19 protein-coding genes are annotated in these 22,475 nt (G+C 36.3%); 12 read left to right on the plus strand and 7 right to left on the minus strand.

Annotated elements, in window-relative coordinates; genetic code table 11:
* Nucleotides 1-432 precede the first annotated feature (432 nt).
* Both JEP36_RS14395 and JEP36_RS14400 read left to right on the plus strand, forming a co-directional pair.
* On the plus strand, nucleotides 433-1,143 hold the full coding sequence (locus tag JEP36_RS14395) for a HAMP domain-containing protein (protein ID WP_196534052.1): 711 nt from the start codon (nucleotides 433-435) through the stop codon (nucleotides 1,141-1,143).
* Nucleotides 1,144-1,316: 173 nt separating this feature from the next.
* Entirely contained in the window at nucleotides 1,317-2,852 is a 1,536-nt protein-coding gene (locus JEP36_RS14400; RefSeq protein WP_232797608.1) for an insulinase family protein, read from the plus strand.
* A gap of 106 nt (nucleotides 2,853-2,958) precedes the next feature.
* Here the strand turns inward: JEP36_RS14400 and JEP36_RS14405 are convergent, their stop codons facing one another.
* The 4 genes from JEP36_RS14405 to JEP36_RS14420 all read right to left on the minus strand — a co-directional run bounded on the left by JEP36_RS14405 (nucleotide 2,959) and on the right by JEP36_RS14420 (nucleotide 6,067).
* Entirely contained in the window at nucleotides 2,959-3,969 is a 1,011-nt protein-coding gene (locus JEP36_RS14405) for a serine hydrolase domain-containing protein (RefSeq protein WP_198620058.1), read from the minus strand.
* Between the two features lie 79 nt (nucleotides 3,970-4,048).
* Entirely contained in the window at nucleotides 4,049-4,258 is a 210-nt protein-coding gene (locus JEP36_RS14410; RefSeq protein WP_006534633.1) for a 2-hydroxymuconate tautomerase family protein, read from the minus strand.
* 69 nt (nucleotides 4,259-4,327) lie between these two features.
* On the minus strand, nucleotides 4,328-5,347 hold the full coding sequence (gene yhjD, locus JEP36_RS14415; protein ID WP_196534050.1) for an inner membrane protein YhjD: 1,020 nt from the start codon (nucleotides 5,345-5,347) through the stop codon (nucleotides 4,328-4,330).
* 330 nt (nucleotides 5,348-5,677) lie between these two features.
* Complete coding sequence (locus JEP36_RS14420; protein WP_198620057.1) at nucleotides 5,678-6,067, minus strand: DUF1090 domain-containing protein; 390 nt, start codon at nucleotides 6,065-6,067, stop codon at nucleotides 5,678-5,680.
* Between the two features lie 180 nt (nucleotides 6,068-6,247).
* Here JEP36_RS14420 and JEP36_RS14425 point away from each other — a divergent pair, with 180 nt between their 5' ends.
* The 4 genes from JEP36_RS14425 to JEP36_RS14440 all read left to right on the plus strand — a co-directional run bounded on the left by JEP36_RS14425 (nucleotide 6,248) and on the right by JEP36_RS14440 (nucleotide 11,171).
* Nucleotides 6,248-7,090: a 23S rRNA (adenine(2030)-N(6))-methyltransferase RlmJ gene (locus JEP36_RS14425; protein ID WP_109374314.1), complete on the plus strand. Its 843-nt coding sequence runs from the start codon at nucleotides 6,248-6,250 to the stop codon at nucleotides 7,088-7,090.
* Between the two features lie 144 nt (nucleotides 7,091-7,234).
* A complete protein-coding gene (gorA, locus tag JEP36_RS14430; protein ID WP_099075969.1) occupies nucleotides 7,235-8,590 on the plus strand; it encodes a glutathione-disulfide reductase in 1,356 nt (451 codons plus the stop codon).
* A 619-nt stretch (nucleotides 8,591-9,209) separates the two neighbouring features.
* Nucleotides 9,210-10,631 carry an NAD(P)/FAD-dependent oxidoreductase gene (locus JEP36_RS14435; protein ID WP_198630381.1) on the plus strand — a complete coding sequence of 474 codons (1,422 nt, stop codon included), beginning with the start codon at nucleotides 9,210-9,212 and terminating at the stop codon, nucleotides 10,629-10,631.
* A 45-nt stretch (nucleotides 10,632-10,676) separates the two neighbouring features.
* On the plus strand, nucleotides 10,677-11,171 hold the full coding sequence (locus JEP36_RS14440) for a RidA family protein (RefSeq protein WP_198620055.1): 495 nt from the start codon (nucleotides 10,677-10,679) through the stop codon (nucleotides 11,169-11,171).
* A gap of 285 nt (nucleotides 11,172-11,456) precedes the next feature.
* On the opposite strand, the gene JEP36_RS14445 is transcribed toward JEP36_RS14440, so the two are convergent.
* A complete protein-coding gene (locus JEP36_RS14445; protein ID WP_198626315.1) occupies nucleotides 11,457-12,437 on the minus strand; it encodes a LacI family DNA-binding transcriptional regulator in 981 nt (326 codons plus the stop codon).
* A gap of 216 nt (nucleotides 12,438-12,653) precedes the next feature.
* Here JEP36_RS14445 and JEP36_RS14450 point away from each other — a divergent pair, with 216 nt between their 5' ends.
* A complete protein-coding gene (locus JEP36_RS14450; RefSeq protein ID WP_198630382.1) occupies nucleotides 12,654-14,312 on the plus strand; it encodes an alpha-glucosidase in 1,659 nt (552 codons plus the stop codon).
* 152 nt (nucleotides 14,313-14,464) lie between these two features.
* On the plus strand, nucleotides 14,465-15,706 hold the full coding sequence (locus JEP36_RS14455) for a PDDEXK-like family protein (RefSeq protein ID WP_198620052.1): 1,242 nt from the start codon (nucleotides 14,465-14,467) through the stop codon (nucleotides 15,704-15,706).
* Between the two features lie 49 nt (nucleotides 15,707-15,755).
* Here JEP36_RS14455 and mobB read toward each other — a convergent pair whose 3' ends face one another.
* Both mobB and mobA read right to left on the minus strand, forming a co-directional pair.
* A complete protein-coding gene (gene mobB / locus JEP36_RS14460; RefSeq protein ID WP_198630383.1) occupies nucleotides 15,756-16,274 on the minus strand; it encodes a molybdopterin-guanine dinucleotide biosynthesis protein MobB in 519 nt (172 codons plus the stop codon).
* Between the two features lie 11 nt (nucleotides 16,275-16,285).
* Nucleotides 16,286-16,870 (minus strand): molybdenum cofactor guanylyltransferase MobA, encoded by a 585-nt coding sequence (gene mobA, locus JEP36_RS14465; RefSeq protein ID WP_198620050.1) that lies wholly within the window; start codon nucleotides 16,868-16,870, stop codon nucleotides 16,286-16,288.
* 220 nt (nucleotides 16,871-17,090) lie between these two features.
* Here mobA and JEP36_RS14470 point away from each other — a divergent pair, with 220 nt between their 5' ends.
* The 4 genes from JEP36_RS14470 (at nucleotide 17,091) to polA (ending at nucleotide 22,451) form a co-directional block, all read left to right on the plus strand.
* Complete coding sequence (locus JEP36_RS14470) at nucleotides 17,091-17,360, plus strand: YihD family protein (RefSeq protein WP_023583277.1); 270 nt, start codon at nucleotides 17,091-17,093, stop codon at nucleotides 17,358-17,360.
* Nucleotides 17,361-17,374: 14 nt separating this feature from the next.
* A complete protein-coding gene (locus JEP36_RS14475) occupies nucleotides 17,375-18,370 on the plus strand; it encodes a serine/threonine protein kinase (protein WP_198626317.1) in 996 nt (331 codons plus the stop codon).
* A 20-nt stretch (nucleotides 18,371-18,390) separates the two neighbouring features.
* A complete protein-coding gene (gene dsbA, locus JEP36_RS14480) occupies nucleotides 18,391-19,014 on the plus strand; it encodes a thiol:disulfide interchange protein DsbA (RefSeq protein WP_109374234.1) in 624 nt (207 codons plus the stop codon).
* A 638-nt stretch (nucleotides 19,015-19,652) separates the two neighbouring features.
* Entirely contained in the window at nucleotides 19,653-22,451 is a 2,799-nt protein-coding gene (gene polA / locus JEP36_RS14485; RefSeq protein WP_198630384.1) for a DNA polymerase I, read from the plus strand.
* The last annotated feature ends 24 nt before the right edge of the window (nucleotides 22,452-22,475 follow it).

Below are 22,475 nucleotides of genomic sequence, written 5' to 3' on the forward strand. Positions count from 1 at the left end.
AACTAAATAATCTAATAATGATTTTATAGATATCAAATATTATATTTATATGAGTTTTTTAAAATATAAACTTCAATGATATTAAAGGAAAATAATATTTTTTACTAAGAAATATACTGCGGTTAGCATTGCACTTTAACTTGAAGTTAAGGTTTTAATGGCATTTAATTTTATATTTTTTAGTGAATTGTATATTTTTATTAAAATAAAGTAGATTTATTGTAGATAACCAAGAAAAAATAATATTTAATTTTTATTTTACTATTTTTATCTTATAACTATACTCAAATAATAATAGTTATATATTTATCTACTTTCATTTTAATGGATAAGCGCTTTTTATAACGCTATTTTCTTTATTGAGAGTGATACATAATCACAAAAATACAGTATAATCGCTCTGATCAGACATGTATATTGGAAATAGCAACGATGAAACCTCATCTTAAACATTCATTAACAATAAAACAGATGGCCGCTGTTGCGGGCGTTACGTTGGTGACTATTGCTATTTTTATCAGTATTCAACTTGTTTATTTGATAGATCAACGCCGTGAAGATTATCAAAATCAGCTTTTTAATGCTGGTGTAAGTATCCAGCAACCACTCGCTGATGCATTGTTACGATCAGATTTGAACGATGCTAAACAACAGATTGTTACACTAAAAGCGACGGGTATTTTAGGTAAAGCGATTGTCATGCAACCCGAAAATGTACAAGTGATGAGTTTAGATTTCGCACCTAAGAAAGAAGTCTCTGAATTCTCAAGTTGGCTTTTTGGTATTCCCGTTGAAGCTGTTATTCCTTTACAGCCATTAGGTATTACTTCAACAGATGATAAGTCCTATAGTGGTCATCTCATTTTACAGGCTGACACAAATCGTTTTTATCGTTTTGCCAGTAATACTGTTGCCTTGATGCTAACAACATATCTGTTGATGGGGCTTATTCTGACGGTTGCTATTAGCTGGTGTATTAATCGTATTGTTGTAAAACCTTTACGCCAAATCGCCGTCACCCTCAATAAAGATAGCCAAGTTTCAGCGTTATCTTGTCCAAAATCACATTGTGATGATGAGATTGGTTTGCTGGTTAAAGGATATAATCATCAAAAATCTGATCAAAAATTGCCGAAGGTCTGAACCTTCTTACGCCATAATGAGTCTAATCACTATAGTGATTTCATTTCATGTTTCTGTGGTGATAAAGATGATAATACAAAAAATAGACATCCAACATCTAACATGTCTTTTGGCACTTATTGTTAAACCTCATAAGTGGTTTAATACCAAGGATTAATACAACAGAGGTTCACATGCAGGGTGTAATGACACGAATTTTATTGGGAAGCGTTATGTTCGGCGCTGTTATTTGCCAAGTTCAAGCGGAAGCTTTGCAGCCTGATCCGGCTTGGCAAGAAGGGCGACTAGCAAATGGTTTTCAGTGGCAAATCTTACAAACACCGCAACGCCCAAATGATAGAATACAGATCCGTTTATTAGTCAATACAGGTTCTTTATCAGAAAAAAGTAGTGAAACGGGTTTTTCATCCTTAGTGTCCAAACTCAACGTTTTGGAAAATACAGGCTTAACGCCAGAGAAACGCGATAATCTATGGAAAAATGCGTTAGATCCTGACTATCCGTTACCTCCAATGATCGTTTCATACGATTTTACTGTTTATAATCTAAGTTTACCGAACAACCAGCCTGAGCTATTAAAGGATGCTTTTGCATTATTAGCAGGTATTGCTAAACCTGCTGAATATACCGAAGATGCGGTTCGTAATGCGGTTCAATCACCGCTTCCTATTGCAACATTTCCTCTCAATATTGAAGATCCTATTTGGCGCTCACGCCTTGAAGGCTCAAATCTAAAAGGCCACAATCCAGGAAAACCGGTTAATCAATCTGTAAATACTAAAGAGCTGTCAGATTACCAACAACGTTGGTATACCCCAGATATGATGACACTTTATGTTGCAGGTAATGTTGATAATCGAGTATTGACTGAAAGTATTAATCAGGCATTTTCAACTCTATCAGGAAAGCGTGTAACACCTGTTCCAGTGCCTGTTCTTGCCGATATGAAACCTGAAACGTTATATGTGCAAGAGCCTATGCGTGCAAAAGACCAAATTGCTTTAATTTGGGATTTAGACTGGTCGCCAGTAAAAGACTCTGACACATTAAATAAATATTGGTTAAGTGATTTAGCTCGTGAAGTCATTTTTGTGCATTTGGGTCGTAGCCTTGAACAACGTAAGGAAAACGACAGTACTCAAATTAACATTGATTGCCGGGTACAATATCAGCGTGCAAGTTGTTCTTTAAATATTGATACCGCAACGGCTCATATTCCTGCATTAGCATCATGGGTGGGAGAAGAGTTAGGTCGTTTACGTAATCAAGGTATTAGTGATGAACTATACCAAGAGCTTCAACAAGAAAAACAACTTCAATTAACTCAGTTGTTTGCCCGTTATGCAAAAACCAGTACGGCAATTTTAATTAATCAGCGTCTGTTATCACAACAAAGCAATATTATTGATATTCCACCTGAACAATATCAGCGTTTACGCCAAGCATTTTTAGCTGGTTTAACAAAAGAGACATTAAACCAGGAGCTTTCAAGAGTTTTATCTGAAGATATTACTTTTGTATTAACGCAAAGTGGTGAAACACCAACGGTGAATTTAGGTGAATTGCGTATTCAATTTGAAAAGCAAGTTCATCCAGAAACGGCAAATACACCTGCGCCTGTTGCAACTAATACTACACCAAATAAAGCAGTTGAAACTCCGGCTGTAACAACTCCAGCGGTAGCCACAACACCGACGAAGAAACCGTAATAAAACAGAGATAGACTGATATTAGAAATTTATCAGTCATAAAATAAACAAAAAGCCAAAAGTGTTATTGATACATTTTTGGCTTTTTGATTTTTGATTTTTGATTTTAAAGGCGTTTAAATGCTTCTTTAACAATGGTTATCAGATCTTCACGGTTATTTTTTTGGGTTGTAAAACCGGCAATAGCAATTTGTTTTTCAGGTAAGTAATAAGCTACTGACCCCCAATAACCAAGATGATAGTAAAGTGTGCCTAGGTCAGTTTCTTCGGCCATTAAACCTAAACGATAATTTGCAGCACCTGTATGTGATCCTTGCCATTTCATCTCTTTTAAGGTTGATGGATGCAAGTAAACTCTATCTTCGAAGAGGTCAGCTGTAAATTTAGCTAACTCAAGGGTTGTCATCACAAGCCCGCCACCGCCAAAAGCATCCATTGAAGCATCAATATGAGTACCTTCGTGCTCACCTGTAAACTGTCTAGCACGCGCTTTAGGATGCTTAGGTTGTAGTTCTAAATCTTCCCACCACGTTTGTGGTAAATCTAAGTCTTGGAAATGCAATAATTCACGAACGCTGGTGGCCATATTTTTTCTCATAAACTGAGAGAGGATATCACCTAACAAGATGTATCCTGTATCTGAATAAATGAAGCGTTTTCCAGCTGGAATAATGGGAAAGCCTTGTTGAGCATAGCGCGCTATTTGTTCTTCTCGTGTCCATTTATGAGAGGGATCTTTAATCACATCTTCAAGATAAGCTTCATTTGCATGATCGAATAAACCACTGCTATGGCTTAATAAATGGCGTAGTGTAATGGCTTTAAGATCATACCCTAGCTCTAATAATGTCTGTTGATAATGAGCACTTAAATATTTAGTTATATCATCATCAAGGGATAGAGCATCTTGTTCCCATAAACGTAAAAAAGCGGCTGCGAGAAAGGTTTTTGTATTACTAGCGATTCGAAAAGGTGTATCTACAGTTAATTTTTTCTGGGTACTTTCATCGGCAAATCCGTGCGCCATACCAAAAGGGTACTGAATGCCTGCACCTGTAATATAGATAGCACTTGCTGAAGGTAAGGCATGAAAAGCATCAGTCATTGATTGAACCATAGTTACTTCCTTATCTGTCAGGAAAATAAATCAGCAAAAAGGGTGTACTTTGCACCCTTTATTATATTGCAGAAATTTTTTATTTACTTTTTGTTGCTGCTCGTAATTCTGTTACTGTTTTACCACCTATTCCCCAGTTATCTGTTTCAACTTCATCAATTACCACAACCGTGGTTGCTGGATTTTTGCCTAATACATCAACCAAAAGTTGTGTTGCTCCCGCAATGAGCTGCTCTTTTTGCTCTGCGGTTGCACCTTCGCGTGTAATTTTAATATTAACGTATGGCATTGTTTTTCCTTATTACGTTATTTATAGGCGGTTAATGCAGGGAATTAACCATATAGTTTTATCATAAAGTTAAGATGTTGATTGCGTTTCAGACAACTGTTCTTTGCGCATATTTGGGCCATCAGTGGCGATCCACGCGGCACAAAAGAGTGTTAATCGGGCAAAAAAGTAGAAGAAAGCCATTAAACCTATCACTGAACCAAATGCGGCACCTGAAGGTGAGCTTGCGATTTTGGGTAGCATCCATGTCATAACGGATTTCAATATTTCAAAACCAATGGCAGCGATAAGTGTGCCTTTAATAAGCGAAATTCGTTTTGGTTGATGGCGAGGTAAGATCCACAATATCCATAAAAAGAGTAAATAGTTTGCAGTAATGGAAATAGTTAATCCGATGGTTGTCCATGCTGGCGTTAGCCATTCAATACCGTCTAATCCCAATGTGTGAACAATCATTCTTTGGGCTGAACCTGCCACAGAAGTTAGCGTAATAGTGACAATTAACGCAAAAAGTAAGCCAATTAGCGCTAAAAAGTCGCGAAAGTAGCGGAAATAGATTTTCTCTTGCTCTTCTTTATTTCTTTCCCAAACGGGGCGTGATTGAGCCAAAATGGCTTGGCGTAAATTACCCACCCAATTAACACCAGAATAAAGTGCAATTGCTAAACCAGTTAAACCAACGGTTGTACGCTGGCGAACTGCGGTATCAATACTTTGTTGAACTGTGGATGCAAGCGTTGGATCGTCAATGCTATTTGCGACACCTGTAATTAATTTAGCGAGTAAATCTGGATTTGAGGCCAAAACAAAACCCGCACAGGCAAAAGAAAGCATTAATACTGGGATTAATGATAAAAATGAAAAGTAAGTAATAGCTGCGCCGAACTGATTTCCCATTCTGTCAGTGAAACGTTCTGCTGCACGAATAAGGTGTGCAATAAAAGGGATATTGGTGATGAAGTTACTGATTTTTATCCCAATTCCAATGGCTTTTTTCCCACCATGAAGCCCTTTTTCCAGCCCTTTTTTTAGTGGCTGAGTCAGTTGAGTTTTTTCACTTACTGTTTTTTGTTGCTGCTCTTCTGACATATATCCTCTTTAATTAGATCAGTCCATTTTCAATAAATTAATGTTACTACTATAGTTTTCACTCAAAAATATCATAGCTTAATTTCTATTACACACCTTATGCTTATTGTAATTAGCCACTGATTTAGGAGATGTATTTGTTTGTTCTGGCTTAAGTGTAGATGATGCTCTATTAAAAGGTGTAGATAATCTTGTACTTAATAAAGGATAAAAAACCAATACAGCAATTCTGAAATTAAGTTTAGTTTAATAAGAGAATGGCTACTCACTTATTGTTTTAGTCTGTATTTCACAGTCAAATAAGGAGTAGGCATTAATTATTGATGATAACTACTTTGTCAGTAGATTTAATTCTTCTTCAATTGCTTTTAAATCAGCTTTTTCTTCAGCTAGCTTTCTTTCTTGTTTAGCAATTTTATCTGCATCACCTTTAAGTTGTGCTTCTTTTAATTCGAGCTCACGCTCTTTAACGTCAAGTTGTTTTTCACGTAATTCAAGGCGTGTGTTTTCAACCACTTTTTCAGGTGTGCAATAGCGTTCAACATTTTGTAATGCTCGCTCCAAGCCTTGGATACGATATTGATTACCATGTGCTTTTGCATATTCCATCTGCTTTTGGATATTCTGTTTTTTTATTTCACAACCATTGGTTGATCTATCGGCATAAGCATTACTTGCGAGTAAGCTTAAGGTTATGGCAGTAAAAAGTAATTTTTTCATCTTTCTATCCTATTTAAACTTAAGTGAAATATGGGCTTATCATAACGGCTGAATACTAAGACACAACGTTTCTTTCGCTTTCAATGAAGAAGTTCGGCTTTTTCTGATACACTGAGTTTAATCACTATTTCTGAGTAAATTAATTACTAAGCTATACTTATTTCTAACGGAAGATAAAGAATGCTGAGCTATCGCCATAGTTTCCATGCTGGCAACCACGCCGATGTTTTAAAACATATTGTTCAAACACTCATCATTGAGTCTTTAAAAGAGAAAGAGAAACCTTTTCTTTATCTTGATACTCATGCTGGCGCTGGACGTTATCAATTAACCAATGCTCATGCGACTCGCACTGGCGAATATTTAGAAGGGATCGCACGCTTATGGCAGCAAGAAGAAGTGCCTGAGCTTATTTTGCCTTACCTTGAAGCGGTTGGAGAATTAAACGCAAGTGGGGAACTGCGTTATTATCCGGGATCACCTCTATTAGCGAGCAAATTACTAAGAGAACAAGATTCCTTAGCGCTAACAGAATTACATCCAACGGATTTTCCTTTATTACGTACCGAATTCTCTCGTGACGAGCGAGTTAGAGTTTCTCGTGAAGATGGTTTTGGCCAATTAAAATCTAAGTTACCTCCGCCAAGTCGTCGTGGATTCGCATTAATTGATCCACCTTATGAACTCAAACAAGACTATTCTGCTGTTGTTAAAGGTGTTGTTGAAGGCCATAAGCGCTTTGCGACAGGAACTTATGCGATTTGGTATCCCGTTGTTCACCGTCAGCAAATCAAACGCATGTTAAAAGAGCTTGAAGCAACAGGGATCCGTAAGATTTTACAAATTGAATTAGCAGTAAAACCCGATAGTGATCAACTAGGGATGACTGCATCAGGCATGATTGTGATTAATCCACCTTGGAAATTAGAATCACAAATGAAATCAATACTCCCTTGGTTACATAAAACCTTAGTTCCTGAGGGTATTGGACATACATTAGTTGAGTGGGTTGTACCAGAATAAGCATCTTTATTATTGTTTTTGCCTATTACTGTAAAAGCTAAAATCTGACGTGCTATGTTTTAAATTTTGTCATAATAGACATCATGATATGAAAGACTTAGCCTGTGAGTTACCTATTTTTCTACAGATAAATGGATCAGAGAAATGACGAGCAAACATTACGATTACATCGCCATCGGTGGCGGTAGTGGCGGTATTGCATCAATTAATAGAGCGGCAATGTATGGCCAAAAATGTGCATTAATTGAAGCGAAAGCGTTAGGTGGCACTTGTGTTAACGTGGGTTGTGTACCTAAAAAAGTGATGTGGCATGCAGCGCAAATTGCTGAAGCTATTCATCAATACGGTCCTGATTATGGTTTTGATACCACAGTGAACCGTTTTGATTGGGATACGCTAATTAGTAGCCGTTCTGCTTATATTGACCGTATTCATCAATCTTATGACCGTGTCTTAGGTAATAACAAAGTTGATGTTATCCAAGGGTTTGCTCGTTTTGTTGATGCCAATACGATTGAAGTTAATGGCGAAAAGATCACGGCTGATAATATTCTGATTGCAACAGGCGGTCGTCCTGTTCAACCTAATATTCCAGGTGCTGAGTATGGTATTAATTCTGATGGCTTTTTTGAATTAAAAGCCTTACCAAAACGTGTTGCTGTTGTTGGTGCTGGTTATATCGCTGTTGAACTTGCTGGTGTGTTAAATGCTTTGGGTAGTGAAACGCACCTATTTGTGCGTAAACATGCGCCACTGCGTAATTTTGACCCATTAATCGTTGAAACACTGTTAGAAGTGATGGAAACCGAAGGGCCTAAATTACATACACACGCTATTCCTAAAGCTGTAATTAAGAATGCGGATGGAAGTTTAACGTTACAACTGGAAAACGGCACAGAGCAGACAGTTGATACATTAATCTGGGCAATTGGTCGTGAGCCAGCAACGGATAACCTGAATCTGGCGGTAACGGGTGTCGAGTTAAATGAAAAAGGCTATATCAAAGTCGATAAATTCCAAAATACCAATGTAAAAGGAATTTATGCTGTTGGCGATAATACAGGTGCAGTTGAATTAACGCCTGTTGCTGTTGCCGCAGGGCGTCGTTTGTCAGAGCGTTTATTTAACAACAAACCTAACGAACATTTAGACTATTCAAATATCCCAACAGTGGTATTTAGTCATCCAGCTATTGGTACTGTTGGTTTAACAGAGCCTCAAGCGGTTGAGCAGTACGGTGCTGATCAAGTTAAAGTGTACAAATCGTCTTTCACAGCAATGTATAGTGCTGTGACTCGTCATCGCCAACCGTGTCGTATGAAGTTAGTTTGTGTTGGCGCAGACGAAAAAATTGTTGGTATTCATGGTATTGGGTTTGGTATGGATGAAATGCTACAAGGTTTTGCTGTGGCTCTGAAAATGGGCGCAACGAAAAAAGACTTTGATGATACTGTGGCAATCCACCCAACTGCAGCAGAAGAATTTGTTACGATGAGATAAGCTATTTTCATTTTATCGCTTAAGCTTATTTTTATTATTATGTAAAAAGCTAGAGTTAACCCTCTGGCTTTTTTTATTGAGAATTTGTACTTACCCCAGTTTTATTTCGAACTCGAATATCCTCTTTTCTACGTATTTTCCAAAAAGTATATTCGTCTACTAACTGACCCATAAACCAGTTACTAAGTAAAATTACTTATTTTGTAAAAATAAGGCTATTAGATAGTCAGATCATCTTTTTATTTTATGCAATTGTGCGATAGATTTTGCTTGTTTTGTAAACAATATTTTACAGCCATCCTCGTCATTTGTATCAAAATGTTAATTATTTAAACAATTGCTTTTTCTATTAAAAATTTATCCAATTCTAAATATCTTCTTATTTATCAATTGATAATAAACGCAAGGTTTTCATCTCTAGCTCATTAAATGATGAATTTCTATGAAAAAAAATGGTTAAAGTAACCATATTGTATCTATGGATATTGTTGTTCTAAGAAATGGTTAACAAATAATTATAATTATTAACAATATAATGAACTATGGTATTATTCAGTTTTAAAGAAATAAATGAACAACATTATAAATATAAATAGTAAATCCATTACTGAGGTAGAAGATGAAAATTTCAAGGAGAAAGCTGCTTTTAGGTGTTGGTGCTGCGGGTATTTTAGCCGGTGGTGCTGCGTTAGTTCCAATGGTTCGCCGTGATGGCAAATTCGTTGAAGCTAAATCTAGAGCATCATTTGTTGAAGGTACAGAGGGTGCGCTGCCTAAAGAGTCTGATGCAGTGATTATTGGTGGTGGTATCCAAGGTATCATGACTGCTATCAACCTTGCAGAACGTGGCATGAGTGTCACTATTTTAGAAAAAGGCGAGATTGGCGGTGAACAATCAGGCCGAGCATACAGCCAAATTATTAGTTATCAAACATCACCAGAAATTTTCCCATTACACCATTACGGGAAAATCTTATGGCGTGGAATGAACGAAAAGATTGGTGCTGATACTAGTTATCGTACACAAGGTCGAGTAGAAGCCCTTGCAGATGAAAAAGCATTTGATAAAGCGCAAGCGTGGATCAAAACAGCAAAAGAAACGGCTGGATTTGATACACCATTAAATACGCGCATTATTAAAGGTGAAGAGTTATCAAACCGTCTTGTTGGTGCTCAAACACCATGGACTGTGGCCGCTTTTGAAGAAGACTCAGGTTCTGTTGATCCAGAAACAGGCACACCTGCATTAGCACGCTACGCTAAACAAATTGGCGTAAAAATCTATACCAACTGCGCGGTAAGAGGCATCGAAACTGCTGGTGGTAAAATTTCTGATGTTGTAACAGAAAAAGGTGCAATTAGAACATCTCACGTTGTTCTTGCTGGTGGTATTTGGTCACGTTTATTTATGGGTAACATGGGCATTGATATTCCAACGCTGAATGTTTACTTATCACAGCAACGTGTATCAGGTGTTCCGGGTGCACCTCGTGGTAACGTGCATTTACCAAACGGTATCCATTTCCGTGAGCAAGCCGATGGTACTTATGCTGTCGCACCTCGTATTTTCACAAGCTCTATCGTGAAAGATAGCTTCTTGTTAGGGCCTAAGTTCATGCACCTATTAGGTGGTGGTGAGCTACCATTAGAATTCTCTATCGGTGAAGATTTATTCAACTCATTCAAGATGGCAACATCTTGGAAATTAGATGAAAAAACACCGTTTGAACAATATCGTGTTGCAACAGCAACGCAAAATACTGAGCACTTGGATGCTGTATTCCAAAGAATGAAAGCTGAATTCCCAGTATTTGAAAAATCACAAGTTGTTGAACGTTGGGGCGCAGTAGTTAGTCCAACATTTGATGAATTACCTATTATTTCTGAAGTCAAAGAATACCCAGGCCTAGTTATCAATACTGCAACCGTATGGGGTATGACCGAAGGCCCTGCTGCTGGTGAAGTGACTGCTGATATCGTTACAGGTAAGAAACCAGTTATTGATCCAACACCATTTAGTATGGATCGCTTTAAGAAGTAAATAACCCCTTGTTTTACTGTAAATTAAACATGTTAAGGAGTTTTCATGCGTTATAAAAGTTTACTTGTTGCTCTGCCTTTTATTTTTGGTGTAGCAAGCGCGAATGCGGAAGGTGTTGTACACCATAAATTAAACGGTATGCCTATTTCTGAGTCTGTTGAAGTAAGTGCAGGTAACAACCTTGTTTTCTTAAGCGGTAAAGTACCGGCTAAGAAATCAGCAGATGCACCAGAAGGCGTATTAGCGTCTTATGGTAATACTGAAGAACAAACTATCAGTGTATTAGAACAAATCAAAACTCACTTAAATGAACTTGGCCTAGATATGAAAGACGTTGTGAAAATGCAAGTCTTCCTAGTTGGTGGCGAAGAAACTAAAGGTGAGATGGACTTTAAAGGCTTTATGAACGGTTATTCTAAGTACTTTGATGCTTCTAAAACTGACCAACTGCCAGCTCGTTCAACTTTCCAAATCGCAAAACTGGCTAATCCAGCATGGCGTGTAGAAATTGAAGTTATCGCAGTTCGTCCTGCAAAATAAGAACGATAGCTTTTACTCAATTTTGAAGTAAAACATAATCAAATAAAACGCTAGAGAAGGGTAACTTTCTTTGGCGTTTTTTTATAGTATCGACATATTATGGCGATATGTCGATAAAATGCGTTTTTATAAACATAATAGCGAGACATGTTTATGGTATCGACATGTTATGGCGATATGTCGATAAAACTAGCTTTTATAAACATAACAGCGTGACATGTTTATGGTATCGACATGTTATGGCGATATCTCAACACAAAACTGTCATAAGAATTGAATCAATAATTAGCTACTTTCACCTTGAATAAACTTCACTGGAATAACAGAGATGTTATCTGTGATTGTTTTATTCTCAATTAATGCGCTAATCACTTCTACGCTTTTTTCAGCCAGTTTTTCAAAGGGTTGTTCAATACAGGTTAATTGGCGCAGTGTTTGGTTTAACCAAGGACTGCCATCGTAAGCAACTATTTTTAATTGTTCTGGAATGGCAATATTTCGTCTTGTTGCTTCATTAAATAATGCCATGGCGGGAATATCAGCAGCAAAAATAGCATCGATCTCTGAATGCAAAGAAAGTATTTTTGTTGCAAAAGAGTGAAAATAGTCTTTCTCTTCTTCTTTCCAATTTACTTTACAAGGAATAGGTTTAATACCTGCCTGAATAAGCGTTTCTTTAAAAGCTAAACAGCTTTGATATGAAGGGGTTGATGATAAATAACTTGAATTATCTTCAATATAGAGGATTTTTTGGCAACCTTTTTGAATAAGGTGTTCTGCTGCTAATCGACCACCAGTATGGTGATCGGAACACACTAATGGAATATCACGAAGATGACGATCTAGCGTTACCACCGGTCTTTGAATATGCTGATATTCACTATCATCCAATAACAGATATTCTGCAATAATACCGTCGATCTGACCGCGTTTAAGCATATCAAAAAATATACGTTCACGTACTTTGCTATTTTGTGTTGCACATAACATCATGCTATAGCCATTTTCAGCGAGCTTATTTTCAATAAAACGTGTCACTGTCGCAAAATAAGGGTATTCAAGGCTATTAATAATGACACCAACAACAGCACTCTTTTGTTGATATAAATTTCTTAGCCAAGTATCTGGAATATAATCTAATTCCTCAACCGCTTTTTTTATTTTTTCTCGTGCAGCTTGAGACACATAGCCACTGTTATTTAATGCTCTGGAAACAGTGCTTGCTGCGACATTGGCTTTTTTTGCGACATCACGGATCCCGGCCATTGAATATGCTGTTGCTCCTTTCAATTAGTTGATGACCTAATATATCTTAATATGATTATGACAAACCCATCTTTATTGAGGTAATTGTGTTTTTTTAGTATGAGCTATTTCACATTTTAGTATGTTAATTACCTTACCCTCTCTTTTAGTGCCTATAGTATCTTATATTAATCATGGAACAGTTCCATATATGCTAATTACCTTAGTGAGGTGAATATGTCTAATACTTGGTGGAAAGATGCCGTGGTCTATCAAATTTATCCCAAGAGTTATTATGATAGTAACGGGGATGGTGTCGGTGATTTAGCTGGGATCACGGAGAAATTAGATTATATTCAGTCACTTGGTACAAACGTTATTTGGTTATGTCCGATTTTTAAATCACCAATGAAAGACAATGGTTATGATATTGCTGATTATTCTGTTGTCGATCCTATCTTTGGCGATAATAACGCGTTAGATAAACTTATTAGCGAAGCTAAAAAACGTGATATTAAAATTCTATTAGATTTAGTATTAAATCACTCTTCTGATGAGCATCCTTGGTTTAAAGCGGCAATTGAAGATCCTAATAGCCCATATAGCGATTATTATATTTTTAAACAATGGGATAAACCGACTCCTCCTAATAATTTACGCACTTATTTTGATTGCTCTGTTTGGAGTCGCGTTGGAGAAACTAATCGTTGGTATTTCAATTCCTTTGGCCCTGAACAACCGGATTTAAACTGGGAAAACCCACAATTACGTAAAGATATTATCAACATGATAAATGTCTGGATCAAAAAAGGTGTTGCAGGATTTCGTATTGATGCGATTGGTAATTTAAAAAAATCACCTGAAGCCTTATCTGAATATCAATTTGAACCTGATAAAGATGATGGTTCAGCGTCTTTAGTGCCTTGGGTATTAAATCAATCTGGTATTGATAAGTTTTTAACTGAATTAGTCGAGAATACTTTTAAGCCTGCAAATAGTATGACGGTTGCAGAAATTGATGTACCTGAAAAAGATTTACGCGCTTATGTTGGCGAGAATGGTTATTTTTCCATGGTATTTGATTTTAGTATCGCTGATTTAGATATTCGTAATGAGAAACCATTTACCATTAATCCAATCACAGGTGAAAGATTAAAACCTGTATTTATTAAAAGTCAGCTAGATACTCAACGCGTAGGTTGGGGAGCACCTTATTTAGAAAATCATGATCAGCCTCGTTCATTAAATAAATTTCTTCCTAAAGGTGCGATTAATGTAACTAGTGCCAAAATGTTAGCGACATTTTTATTAACTCAACGAGGAACTCCTTTTATTTATCAAGGGCAAGAAATTGGCATGACTAATTGCCCAATGACATTAGAAGAACATGATGATTTGCATGTTTTTAAATTATATGAATGGGGTAAAAAATTAGGTTATAGCGACAAGCAAATAATTGAATACTTTAATGACCGTAGCCGTGATAATTCAAGAACACCTTTTCAATGGGATCGTGAAATAAATGGTGGTTTTAGTACTGGAAAGCCATGGCTAAAAGTTAACCCTAATTATGTGGATATTAATGCAGAGCAAGAGACACAAGATAAACATTCTCTTTTCGCTTATTATCAACAATTAATTGCATTAAGACGACATTCAAAGATCAGTGATATTTTGGTCTATGGTGAATTCTCGCCATTGGTTTCACCAGAAAATGTGATTGCTTTTAAGCGTACTTATGATGGTAACTCAGTCAATATTTACTGTAATTTTAGTGGTGAAGAAAAAGCACTTACCATTAAAGCTAAAGATATTTATTTGCATAACAGCCCAATAGTGGAAGATGCGCAAGGTGGTCTTATTCTTCAACCTTATCAAGCAATTATTTTTGAATGAAAATAATTACTTTAATGGATAGGTTCTGATCTTCATTGGAACCTATTTTTATTAATCTATCTGTTAGCTATATTTTATTGGTGATATTGTTTAAATTAGAAATCAACATTAGACATAAACTAAATTACCTTATTTTTATTACTAGAAAAAACATGGATATTTCCCCAGCTATTGTTCATAAAGTAATCCAACGTATTACGACAGAACGAAAATCTTATGACAAAGCGAAAAAGCGCTACTATAAAAAGCTAAGTCCAGATTTTTCACCTTTATCTCTATTCAAGATAAATGAAAACACAATTTCAAAATGCTTAGCATTTCTACTTGATCCAACAGAAACGCATGCTCAGGGTAAATTATTTACTCAAAATTTCTATAAACATTTTATTAAAAATAATAAATATCAGTCTGTAAAATCAGTCTGCCTTGAACAGGCAGTTGAGCGAGACGATAGTTATCGCCGTTTAGATATTTTTGTTGAAACATCTGATTTATTGATAGGTATTGAGAATAAACCATGGGCTGAAGATGAAGAAAATCAGTTATATGATTATGGCTGCTGGTTGAAAAAAAGAGCAGGAAGAAGTCGAAAAAAATGGATCTTATTTTATTTAAGTAATTCCGAATATAGCGAGTATTCTTTATCTAAAGATACAGATAAAGAGATAAAAGATAATATTCACCATATTACTTATTATGAAATTATTAAATGGTTAGAAGAATGCTCCTATAAAATAGAGTCAATTCAGGTAAAAATGTTTATTGAATCTATTATAAAATTTATTAATTCAGAAATTAATTACGAGTTAAATATGGAATTGCAAGACGAAATAGTAGAAAAAATATTAGAAGATAATGATGCAATTAGCTCTGCTCTTTTAATTTCTAAAAGCATAGAAAATATTAAGTTGTCAATAATGAATGAGTTTATAACTCATATTATAAATAAAACAGATGAGCTCTCTATAGATTTTTATTTTGATGAAGAAGACTTTAGAAAAGGGAAAAAAGAGTCTGGATTTTATGTCGATTTTAACGATGATAGCCTTTATTATTTGGTGTTTAAATTTGAGAGTTCAAATTTAAGAGATTTTTATTGGGGCTTTGAAAGAAAAAATGAAGCACCCAAAAGAAATAAATTAAAGAACTACACTGAAATTCAAAGTGAAATTGAACGAATATTTCCTGACTATTATGTTGAGTGTCAACTAAATGCTGAAAATTATCCTTGGTATGCATATTCAGAAGAAAGCCTCAATATGCCACAGAATTGGAATGCTGATGATAATATTTGGCTAATGTTGAGAGATTTTGGCGAAGACAGTTTTGCAGAAACTGTGGTGACTATTATTAAAACAATCAGTGACGAATTTGATTTAGAATTATTAGAATAGTATTTAAGAGACTGTCATTTATGTGGGCTATAAAAATAGCCCACAACGATCATTTATTGTTTTTAAGCCAATCTGCAATAAATTCTGCAATAGCCTCGGGTGCATTGATATCTAGTAGTGGGAAATCTACGTTTAAATCACAATCACTGGCGACGGCAATAACGTGCTCATCAAGTAAGTCATTAAAATCACGTTCGTTGATATGGCGATAGAGCGCAATTTTAGGAATAGCTTCGCCTTTAAAGCCTTCGACTAAGATTAAATCTAGCTTACTCGTATCAAAACGAGATGCGAGGTAATACAAATCTAATTCTGGTAGTTCTGGCGTCTCTGTCATTAATGCCCAACGTTGTTGGCTTGCGACTAATGTCTGATCTGCTCCTGCTTTTCTGAGTTCGTAACTGTCTTTTCCGGGCTTATCCACATCCATATCATGATGAGTGTGCTTGATCATGCCTACACGAATTTCTCTTTTGCGTAATTCTGGAATAAGTTGTTTTAGTAGTGTCGTTTTACCCGTTCCACTCCACGCCGTGATCCCTAAAAGGGGTAAATCTACTTGTGCCATATTTTTCATTCCTATTTTTTTAATTTGTTGGCTTTTTCAATATCGTCAGGGGTATTTAAATTAATAAAAGCACTTGCTTGATCCGCAAATAAAACAGAATGCGCATTTATCTGTTTCATAAACAACATTAATTTTCGATCACCTTGTGCTAAATAAGTTTCTAGCATAGGAATAATACGACGATTTAGCAGTGCTAAGGTAGGATGTTCTCTTTCACCATCATCAACATAAACGGCTAATGCATCGCCTCTTTGCTCATAGAGTTTTTCAACTAAATTAAGAGGGAAATAGGGGACATCGCAAGGTACAAAAGCAACCCAAGGTGTTGAAGCTTGCTTTAATAACGTGAGCATGCCAGCTAAAGGCCCTGAAAATCCTTCTATTTCATCTGTAATAACAGGATATTGGCTTTGGCGATATTGTTCTAAATTTCGGTTAGCACTAATCAGTATGCTATCAACTTGCGGTGCTAGTTTTTGGGCAATATGGCGGTATAAAGGCTGTCCATGTAGAATTTGAAGCCCTTTATCAGCCCCTCCCATTCGTGTTGCTTGGCCACCCGCAAGTATACCGCCTGTAATATTCTTCATTTTCATATTCAATATTTGTGAATAAATTGGCTAAATTTTCCGAACGATTTTTATCAAGGAAAGACGATATACTAATAAAAAATATCGACTTAATGAGATTTCATGTAAAGCGACAGCAATTTTTATCAAAAAAGCGTAATCTTTACGCATATTGACAGAGGTTTCCTTTTTCTATCGGATAATAATTGGTACTTTGTTGTTGTAATTAATAATAAGGATTTTTTGTATGAAATGTCACCGTCTTAATGAAGTTATGGAATTATTGCACCCAGTTTGGGAAGAAAATTCTGATTTAAACTTAATTCAATTATTGCAGAAACTGGCTGATGAAGCGGGTTTTAAAGGTCAATTATCTGATCTGACTGATGATATTTTGATTTACCATCTGAAAATGCGCGGTTCAGCGCCAACAGATGTGATACCAGGACTGAAAAAAGATTACGAAGAAGATTTTAAAACCGCCATTTTACGTGCTCGTGGCGTGATTAAAGATTAAATTCAGGATAGAAAATGGAAATGTCTGCCTCATTTAATTTTCAGGGACTTTCACCTGATAACATTTGGGACGCGTTAGTTAAAATCGGTTTTTATCCTGAGTCAGGGTTAACGGAATTAAATAGCTATGAAAATCGTGTTTTTCAATTTATGGATGAGCATCGACAACGTTATGTGGTGAAATTTTATCGCCCTCAACGCTGGTCGTATGAACAAATAAAAGAAGAACATGAATTCGTTTTAGCATTAAAGGAGGCAGAGGTATCCGTTGCTGCCCCTTTAATGATTAATAGTGAGACAGTTCATTTTTCTGATAATGGCTTTTATTTTGCAATATTCCCTAGCATAGGGGGGAGAGCATATGAAACTGATAATTTATTTCAGCTAGAAGAAGTAGGACGCACATTAGGGCGCATTCATCAAATAGGCAGAAAAAAGAGTTATGAGTACCGACCGACAGTTTCTATTGCAGAATATCTGATAGCGCCAAAATTAGAATTTGAAAGTAGTGCGTTAATTCCTAATAACCTCAAACCTCAATTTATAGAGGTTATAGATAAACTTATTCATGATGTGCGTCCTAGAATAGAGGACTCTGCATGGCAAATATTACGGCTACATGGTGATTGCCATCCCGGTAATATATTGTGGCGTGATGAAGTTGTAATGGTTGACTTTGATGATTCCCGAATGGGACCTGCGGTACAAGACTTTTGGATGTTATTAAATGGCTCACGGCAAGAGCAGGTTATACAGTTAGATACGATCCTTGAGTCTTATTATGAATACCAAGATTTTGATTTACGTGAATTGTCATTAATTGAACCACTAAGAGCAATGAGAATGGTGCATTATCTCGCGTGGGTATTAAAACGCTGGAATGATCCTGCTTTCCCTCGTGCTTTTATTTGGTTTCAAGAGCAAGATTTTTGGTTTAAGCAATTAGCCTTATTCAAGGGACAAGTGGAGCAGTTAAATGAGCCTCCTTTACAACTTAGTCCAATGTATTAATTCTTAGGAGACGATGAGAAATGAAAAAGATTTGGCTGGCGTTAGCAAGTATGGTGTTAGCATTCAGTGTTTCTGCTGCTGATTTTTCTGAAGGAAAACAGTATACGAACCTTTCTAAACCTGTTGCATCAGCGCCTGATGTTGTTGAGTTTTTCTCTTTTTATTGCCCACATTGTTATCAATTTTCTGAAGTGTATAAAGTCAATAGTACTGTTGAAAAGAATGTACCAGAAAATACTAATATTGTCCGCTACCACGTTGATTTCTTAGGACCTTTAGGTAAAGACTTAACACGTTCTTGGGCTGTAGCAATGGCCTTAGGTGTTGAAGATCAAGTTTCTCCAGTTTTATTTAAAGGTATTCAAGAAACGCAATCTATTCGCTCTGTTGACGATATCCGTAATGCCTTTATTAAGGCTGGCGTTAAAGGCGAAGATTATGATGCTGCAATGAATAGCTTTGTGGTGAATTCTTTAGTTAGCCAACAACAAAATGCTGTCGCTGATTTCCAAATCAATGGTGTTCCTGCCATGATCATTGGTGGTAAATATAAAATGAAAAATGATGGTATCAGCGCAAAATCACCAGAAGAGTATGCAAAAACATATTCTGATATTGTGAATCAATTATTGCTGAAAAAATAATATAGGCTTAATTTTTTCCTATATAGACTAAGTAAAAGTATATAGATTCTTATATGAAAAATAGCACTCAAGACATAGGAGTGCTATTTTTTTTACTTTCATATTTTTGTCATAATATAACTATCCACATTAATAAAAAATATTGAGATTAATTTATAATATCTTAATGATTTCGCTAAGTGATTGATTTTTTAATTGTGTTAATAAATTTAAAAGGAAGCTAACTTATTAATATAGAGAGAGTTACAAAACTACTCACAGAGTTATCCACAGGTTGTTCTGGTGTTGTCTAAAAAATAAATCCTTAATAAAAAAAGATGATACTAATATGAACGTTAATATTTATGATGAATAAATAGCTCTATCTTAAATACTTTCTAATTTACACAGTAAGTTTACTTTTTAGTCTTTGTTTTTAATTGAAATCAGATTAATGGATATGGCTTCTGATAAAAAAGTACTTTAATTAATATTAAGTTATCATTCATACTTATTCTTTCTGTTAAGTTCGGTTAATAATAAATAATTGAGTATTTAAGCCGAATTTCTGCATTTAAGAACAGGTAAAATTCGTCTATTGGGCTGTGATGTGGCATTCTAGTCATATCAACGAACCTCAGAACAATGATGAACAGATTATGGTCCAGATAGCAGAAAACCCCTTTATCCTTGTAGATGGCTCTTCATACCTTTATCGTGCCTATCATGCCTTTCCACCGCTAACCAATAGCCAAGGTGAGCCAACGGGTGCGATGTATGGTGTGTTGAACATGCTGCGTAGCTTGATAATACAGTATAAGCCAAGCCATGTTGCGGTTGTGTTTGACGCTAAAGGTAAAACATTCCGTGATGAGTTGTATGAGGAATACAAATCTAATCGTCCTCCAATGCCAGATGATCTGCGTGAACAAATAGCGCCTTTACATGAGATGGTGCAAGCAATGGGTTTACCCTTGTTATCTATTTCAGGTGTGGAAGCGGATGATGTTATTGGAACATTGGCACTAAAAGCGGCGGCTGATGGGCGTGATGTCCTAATAAGCACCGGCGATAAAGATATGGCGCAATTAGTGACGCCAAAGATCACGCTGATTAACACCATGACCAACGTTATTTTGGGTCCTGATGAAGTTAAAGAAAAATATGGCGTTCCTCCTGAACTGATTATTGATTTCCTCGCATTGATGGGCGATTCATCGGATAACATCCCTGGTGTCCCCGGTGTTGGTGAAAAAACCGCACTAGGTCTTCTACAAGGGCTTGGTAGTTTAGATGATATCTATCAACAGCTTGATAATATTGCAACATTGAGTTTCCGTGGCGCTAAAACACTTGGCGCTAAAATGGCAGAGCATGAGAAAGTGGCAAAACTTTCTTATAAGCTGGCAACGATTAAAACTGATGTTGAACTCGATAAAACGTTTGATGATTTAGTGGTTAATGAGCCAAATTTAGATCAATTATTAGAGATGTTCACGCGTTATGAATTTAAACGCTGGATAAGTGATCTTCAAAATGGTGGCTGGTTAGCACAACGCAGTACACACAAAGTTGCAGTGCCTTACACCTCAGAAGCTGTTAAACCCAAAGAAGCACCTGTATCAGCTAATTTTCCTGTTATTACACAAGAGAATTATGAAGCTGTCTTAACGCATGAAAGTCTGGCGCGATGGGTTGAGCTTCTCAAAAAAGCACCTGCATTTGCATTCGATACAGAAACGGATAGCTTAAATAATATTGATGCTCGTTTAGTGGGATTATCATTTGCTATTGAGCCGGGTAAAGCCGCTTATATTCCACTACGTCATGAGTATTTAGATGCGCCAGACCAACTTCCTGTTAATGAAGTGCTAGAGGCATTAAAACCCATTTTAGAAGATAAAAATATTTTAAAAATTGGGCAAAACTTGAAGTTTGATCGTGGCATTATGGAAAATGAAGGTATCGAATTAAACGGTATTCATTTTGATACGATGTTGGAGTCTTACGTATTAAATAGCGTGAGTAATCGACATGATATGGATACTTTGGCTGAAAAACATTTAAACCATAAAACCACGACATTTGAAGAGATCGCGGGTAAAGGTAAAGGTCAACTCACCTTTAACCAAATTGAGGTTGAGCAAGCGACGTTATATGCGGCTGAAGATGCCGATATCACTTTATTACTCCATCAAGCGCTATATCCTCAAATAGACGCTATTGAGCCTCTTAAGCATGTTTACCGCGATATCGAAATGCCATTAGTTCCTGTGCTTTCTAGAATGGAACGCAAGGGAGTATTAATTGATGCTCAAGTGTTAGCTGTTCAATCTCAAGAAATTACACAACGTTTGGCTGAAATTGAAAAAGAGACGTTTGCGTTAGCTGGACAAGAGTTTAATCTCTCTTCACCTAAGCAGTTACAAGAAATTTTATTTGATAAATTGCAATTGCCAGTTATCAAGAAAACCCCGAAAGGGGCGCCATCTACCAATGAAGAAGTATTAGAAGAATTAGCACATAGCCATGAATTGCCTCGCTTAATCTTAGAGCATCGTGGTCTTGCGAAACTGAAATCTACCTATACTGATAAATTACCATTGATGGTAAATAGTAAGACGAAGCGTGTACATACTTCATATCATCAAGCAGTGACGGCAACGGGGCGTTTATCTTCTCGTGATCCGAATCTTCAAAATATTCCAGTGAGAAATGAAGAAGGGCGTCGAATTCGCCAAGCATTTATTGCGCGTGAAGGTTTTAAAATTGTTGCTGCCGACTATTCACAAATTGAATTACGGATCATGGCACATTTATCGCAAGATAAAGGTTTGTTAGATGCCTTTGCTCAAGGTAAAGATATTCACCGTGCAACTGCATCTGAAGTGTTTGGTATACCTTTAGAAGACGTCACCTCTGAGCAACGTCGTAGTGCGAAAGCGATCAACTTTGGTCTTATTTATGGCATGAGCGCATTTGGCTTATCGCAACAGATTGGTGTTGAGAGAAGAGAAGCTCAGCGTTATATGGATCTCTATTTTGAACGTTATCCAGGTGTCTTGGACTATATGGAGCGCACACGTAAACAAGCTTCTGAACAAGGCTATGTTGAAACGTTAGATGGTCGTCGCCTCTATTTACCAGAAATTAATTCAAAGAATGCAATTCGTCGTAAAGCTTCAGAGCGTGAGGCGATTAATGCGCCAATGCAGGGTACCGCTGCGGATATTATCAAAAAAGCTATGATTGCTGTGGATAATTGGATTTGCAATGAATGTCCTGCTGATGTGCATATGATTATGCAAGTACACGATGAATTAGTGTTTGAAGTGCGAGAGTCTTACCTAGAGAACGCAAATATTATGATCCATAAATTGATGGAAAGCAGTATGGAATTAGCTATTCCGTTGAAAGTGGAAGTAGGTATTGGTAATAACTGGGATGAAGCACACTAGTTTTTAAGTATCGTTTTTAAATAT

The sequence above is a fragment of the Proteus sp. PR00208 genome (genome assembly GCF_016238545.1).
GTDB lineage: Bacteria > Pseudomonadota > Gammaproteobacteria > Enterobacterales > Enterobacteriaceae > Proteus.

Excerpts from the sequence above, each read along its gene's own strand:
- JEP36_RS14395 (WP_196534052.1), top strand. The coding sequence starts at position 433 with ATGAAACCTCATCTTAAACATTCATTAACAATAAAACAGATGGCCGCT.
- JEP36_RS14400 (WP_232797608.1), top strand. The coding sequence starts at position 1,317 with ATGCAGGGTGTAATGACACGAATTTTATTGGGAAGCGTTATGTTCGGC.
- JEP36_RS14405 (WP_198620058.1), bottom strand. The coding sequence starts at position 3,969 with ATGGTTCAATCAATGACTGATGCTTTTCATGCCTTACCTTCAGCAAGT.
- JEP36_RS14410 (WP_006534633.1), bottom strand. The coding sequence starts at position 4,258 with ATGCCATACGTTAATATTAAAATTACACGCGAAGGTGCAACCGCAGAG.
- yhjD (WP_196534050.1), bottom strand. The coding sequence starts at position 5,347 with ATGTCAGAAGAGCAGCAACAAAAAACAGTAAGTGAAAAAACTCAACTG.
- JEP36_RS14420 (WP_198620057.1), bottom strand. The coding sequence starts at position 6,067 with ATGAAAAAATTACTTTTTACTGCCATAACCTTAAGCTTACTCGCAAGT.
- JEP36_RS14425 (WP_109374314.1), top strand. The coding sequence starts at position 6,248 with ATGCTGAGCTATCGCCATAGTTTCCATGCTGGCAACCACGCCGATGTT.
- gorA (WP_099075969.1), top strand. The coding sequence starts at position 7,235 with ATGACGAGCAAACATTACGATTACATCGCCATCGGTGGCGGTAGTGGC.
- JEP36_RS14435 (WP_198630381.1), top strand. The coding sequence starts at position 9,210 with ATGAAAATTTCAAGGAGAAAGCTGCTTTTAGGTGTTGGTGCTGCGGGT.
- JEP36_RS14440 (WP_198620055.1), top strand. The coding sequence starts at position 10,677 with ATGCGTTATAAAAGTTTACTTGTTGCTCTGCCTTTTATTTTTGGTGTA.
- JEP36_RS14445 (WP_198626315.1), bottom strand. The coding sequence starts at position 12,437 with ATGGCCGGGATCCGTGATGTCGCAAAAAAAGCCAATGTCGCAGCAAGC.
- JEP36_RS14450 (WP_198630382.1), top strand. The coding sequence starts at position 12,654 with ATGTCTAATACTTGGTGGAAAGATGCCGTGGTCTATCAAATTTATCCC.
- JEP36_RS14455 (WP_198620052.1), top strand. The coding sequence starts at position 14,465 with ATGGATATTTCCCCAGCTATTGTTCATAAAGTAATCCAACGTATTACG.
- mobB (WP_198630383.1), bottom strand. The coding sequence starts at position 16,274 with ATGGCACAAGTAGATTTACCCCTTTTAGGGATCACGGCGTGGAGTGGA.
- mobA (WP_198620050.1), bottom strand. The coding sequence starts at position 16,870 with ATGAAAATGAAGAATATTACAGGCGGTATACTTGCGGGTGGCCAAGCA.
- JEP36_RS14470 (WP_023583277.1), top strand. The coding sequence starts at position 17,091 with ATGAAATGTCACCGTCTTAATGAAGTTATGGAATTATTGCACCCAGTT.
- JEP36_RS14475 (WP_198626317.1), top strand. The coding sequence starts at position 17,375 with ATGGAAATGTCTGCCTCATTTAATTTTCAGGGACTTTCACCTGATAAC.
- dsbA (WP_109374234.1), top strand. The coding sequence starts at position 18,391 with ATGAAAAAGATTTGGCTGGCGTTAGCAAGTATGGTGTTAGCATTCAGT.
- polA (WP_198630384.1), top strand. The coding sequence starts at position 19,653 with ATGGTCCAGATAGCAGAAAACCCCTTTATCCTTGTAGATGGCTCTTCA.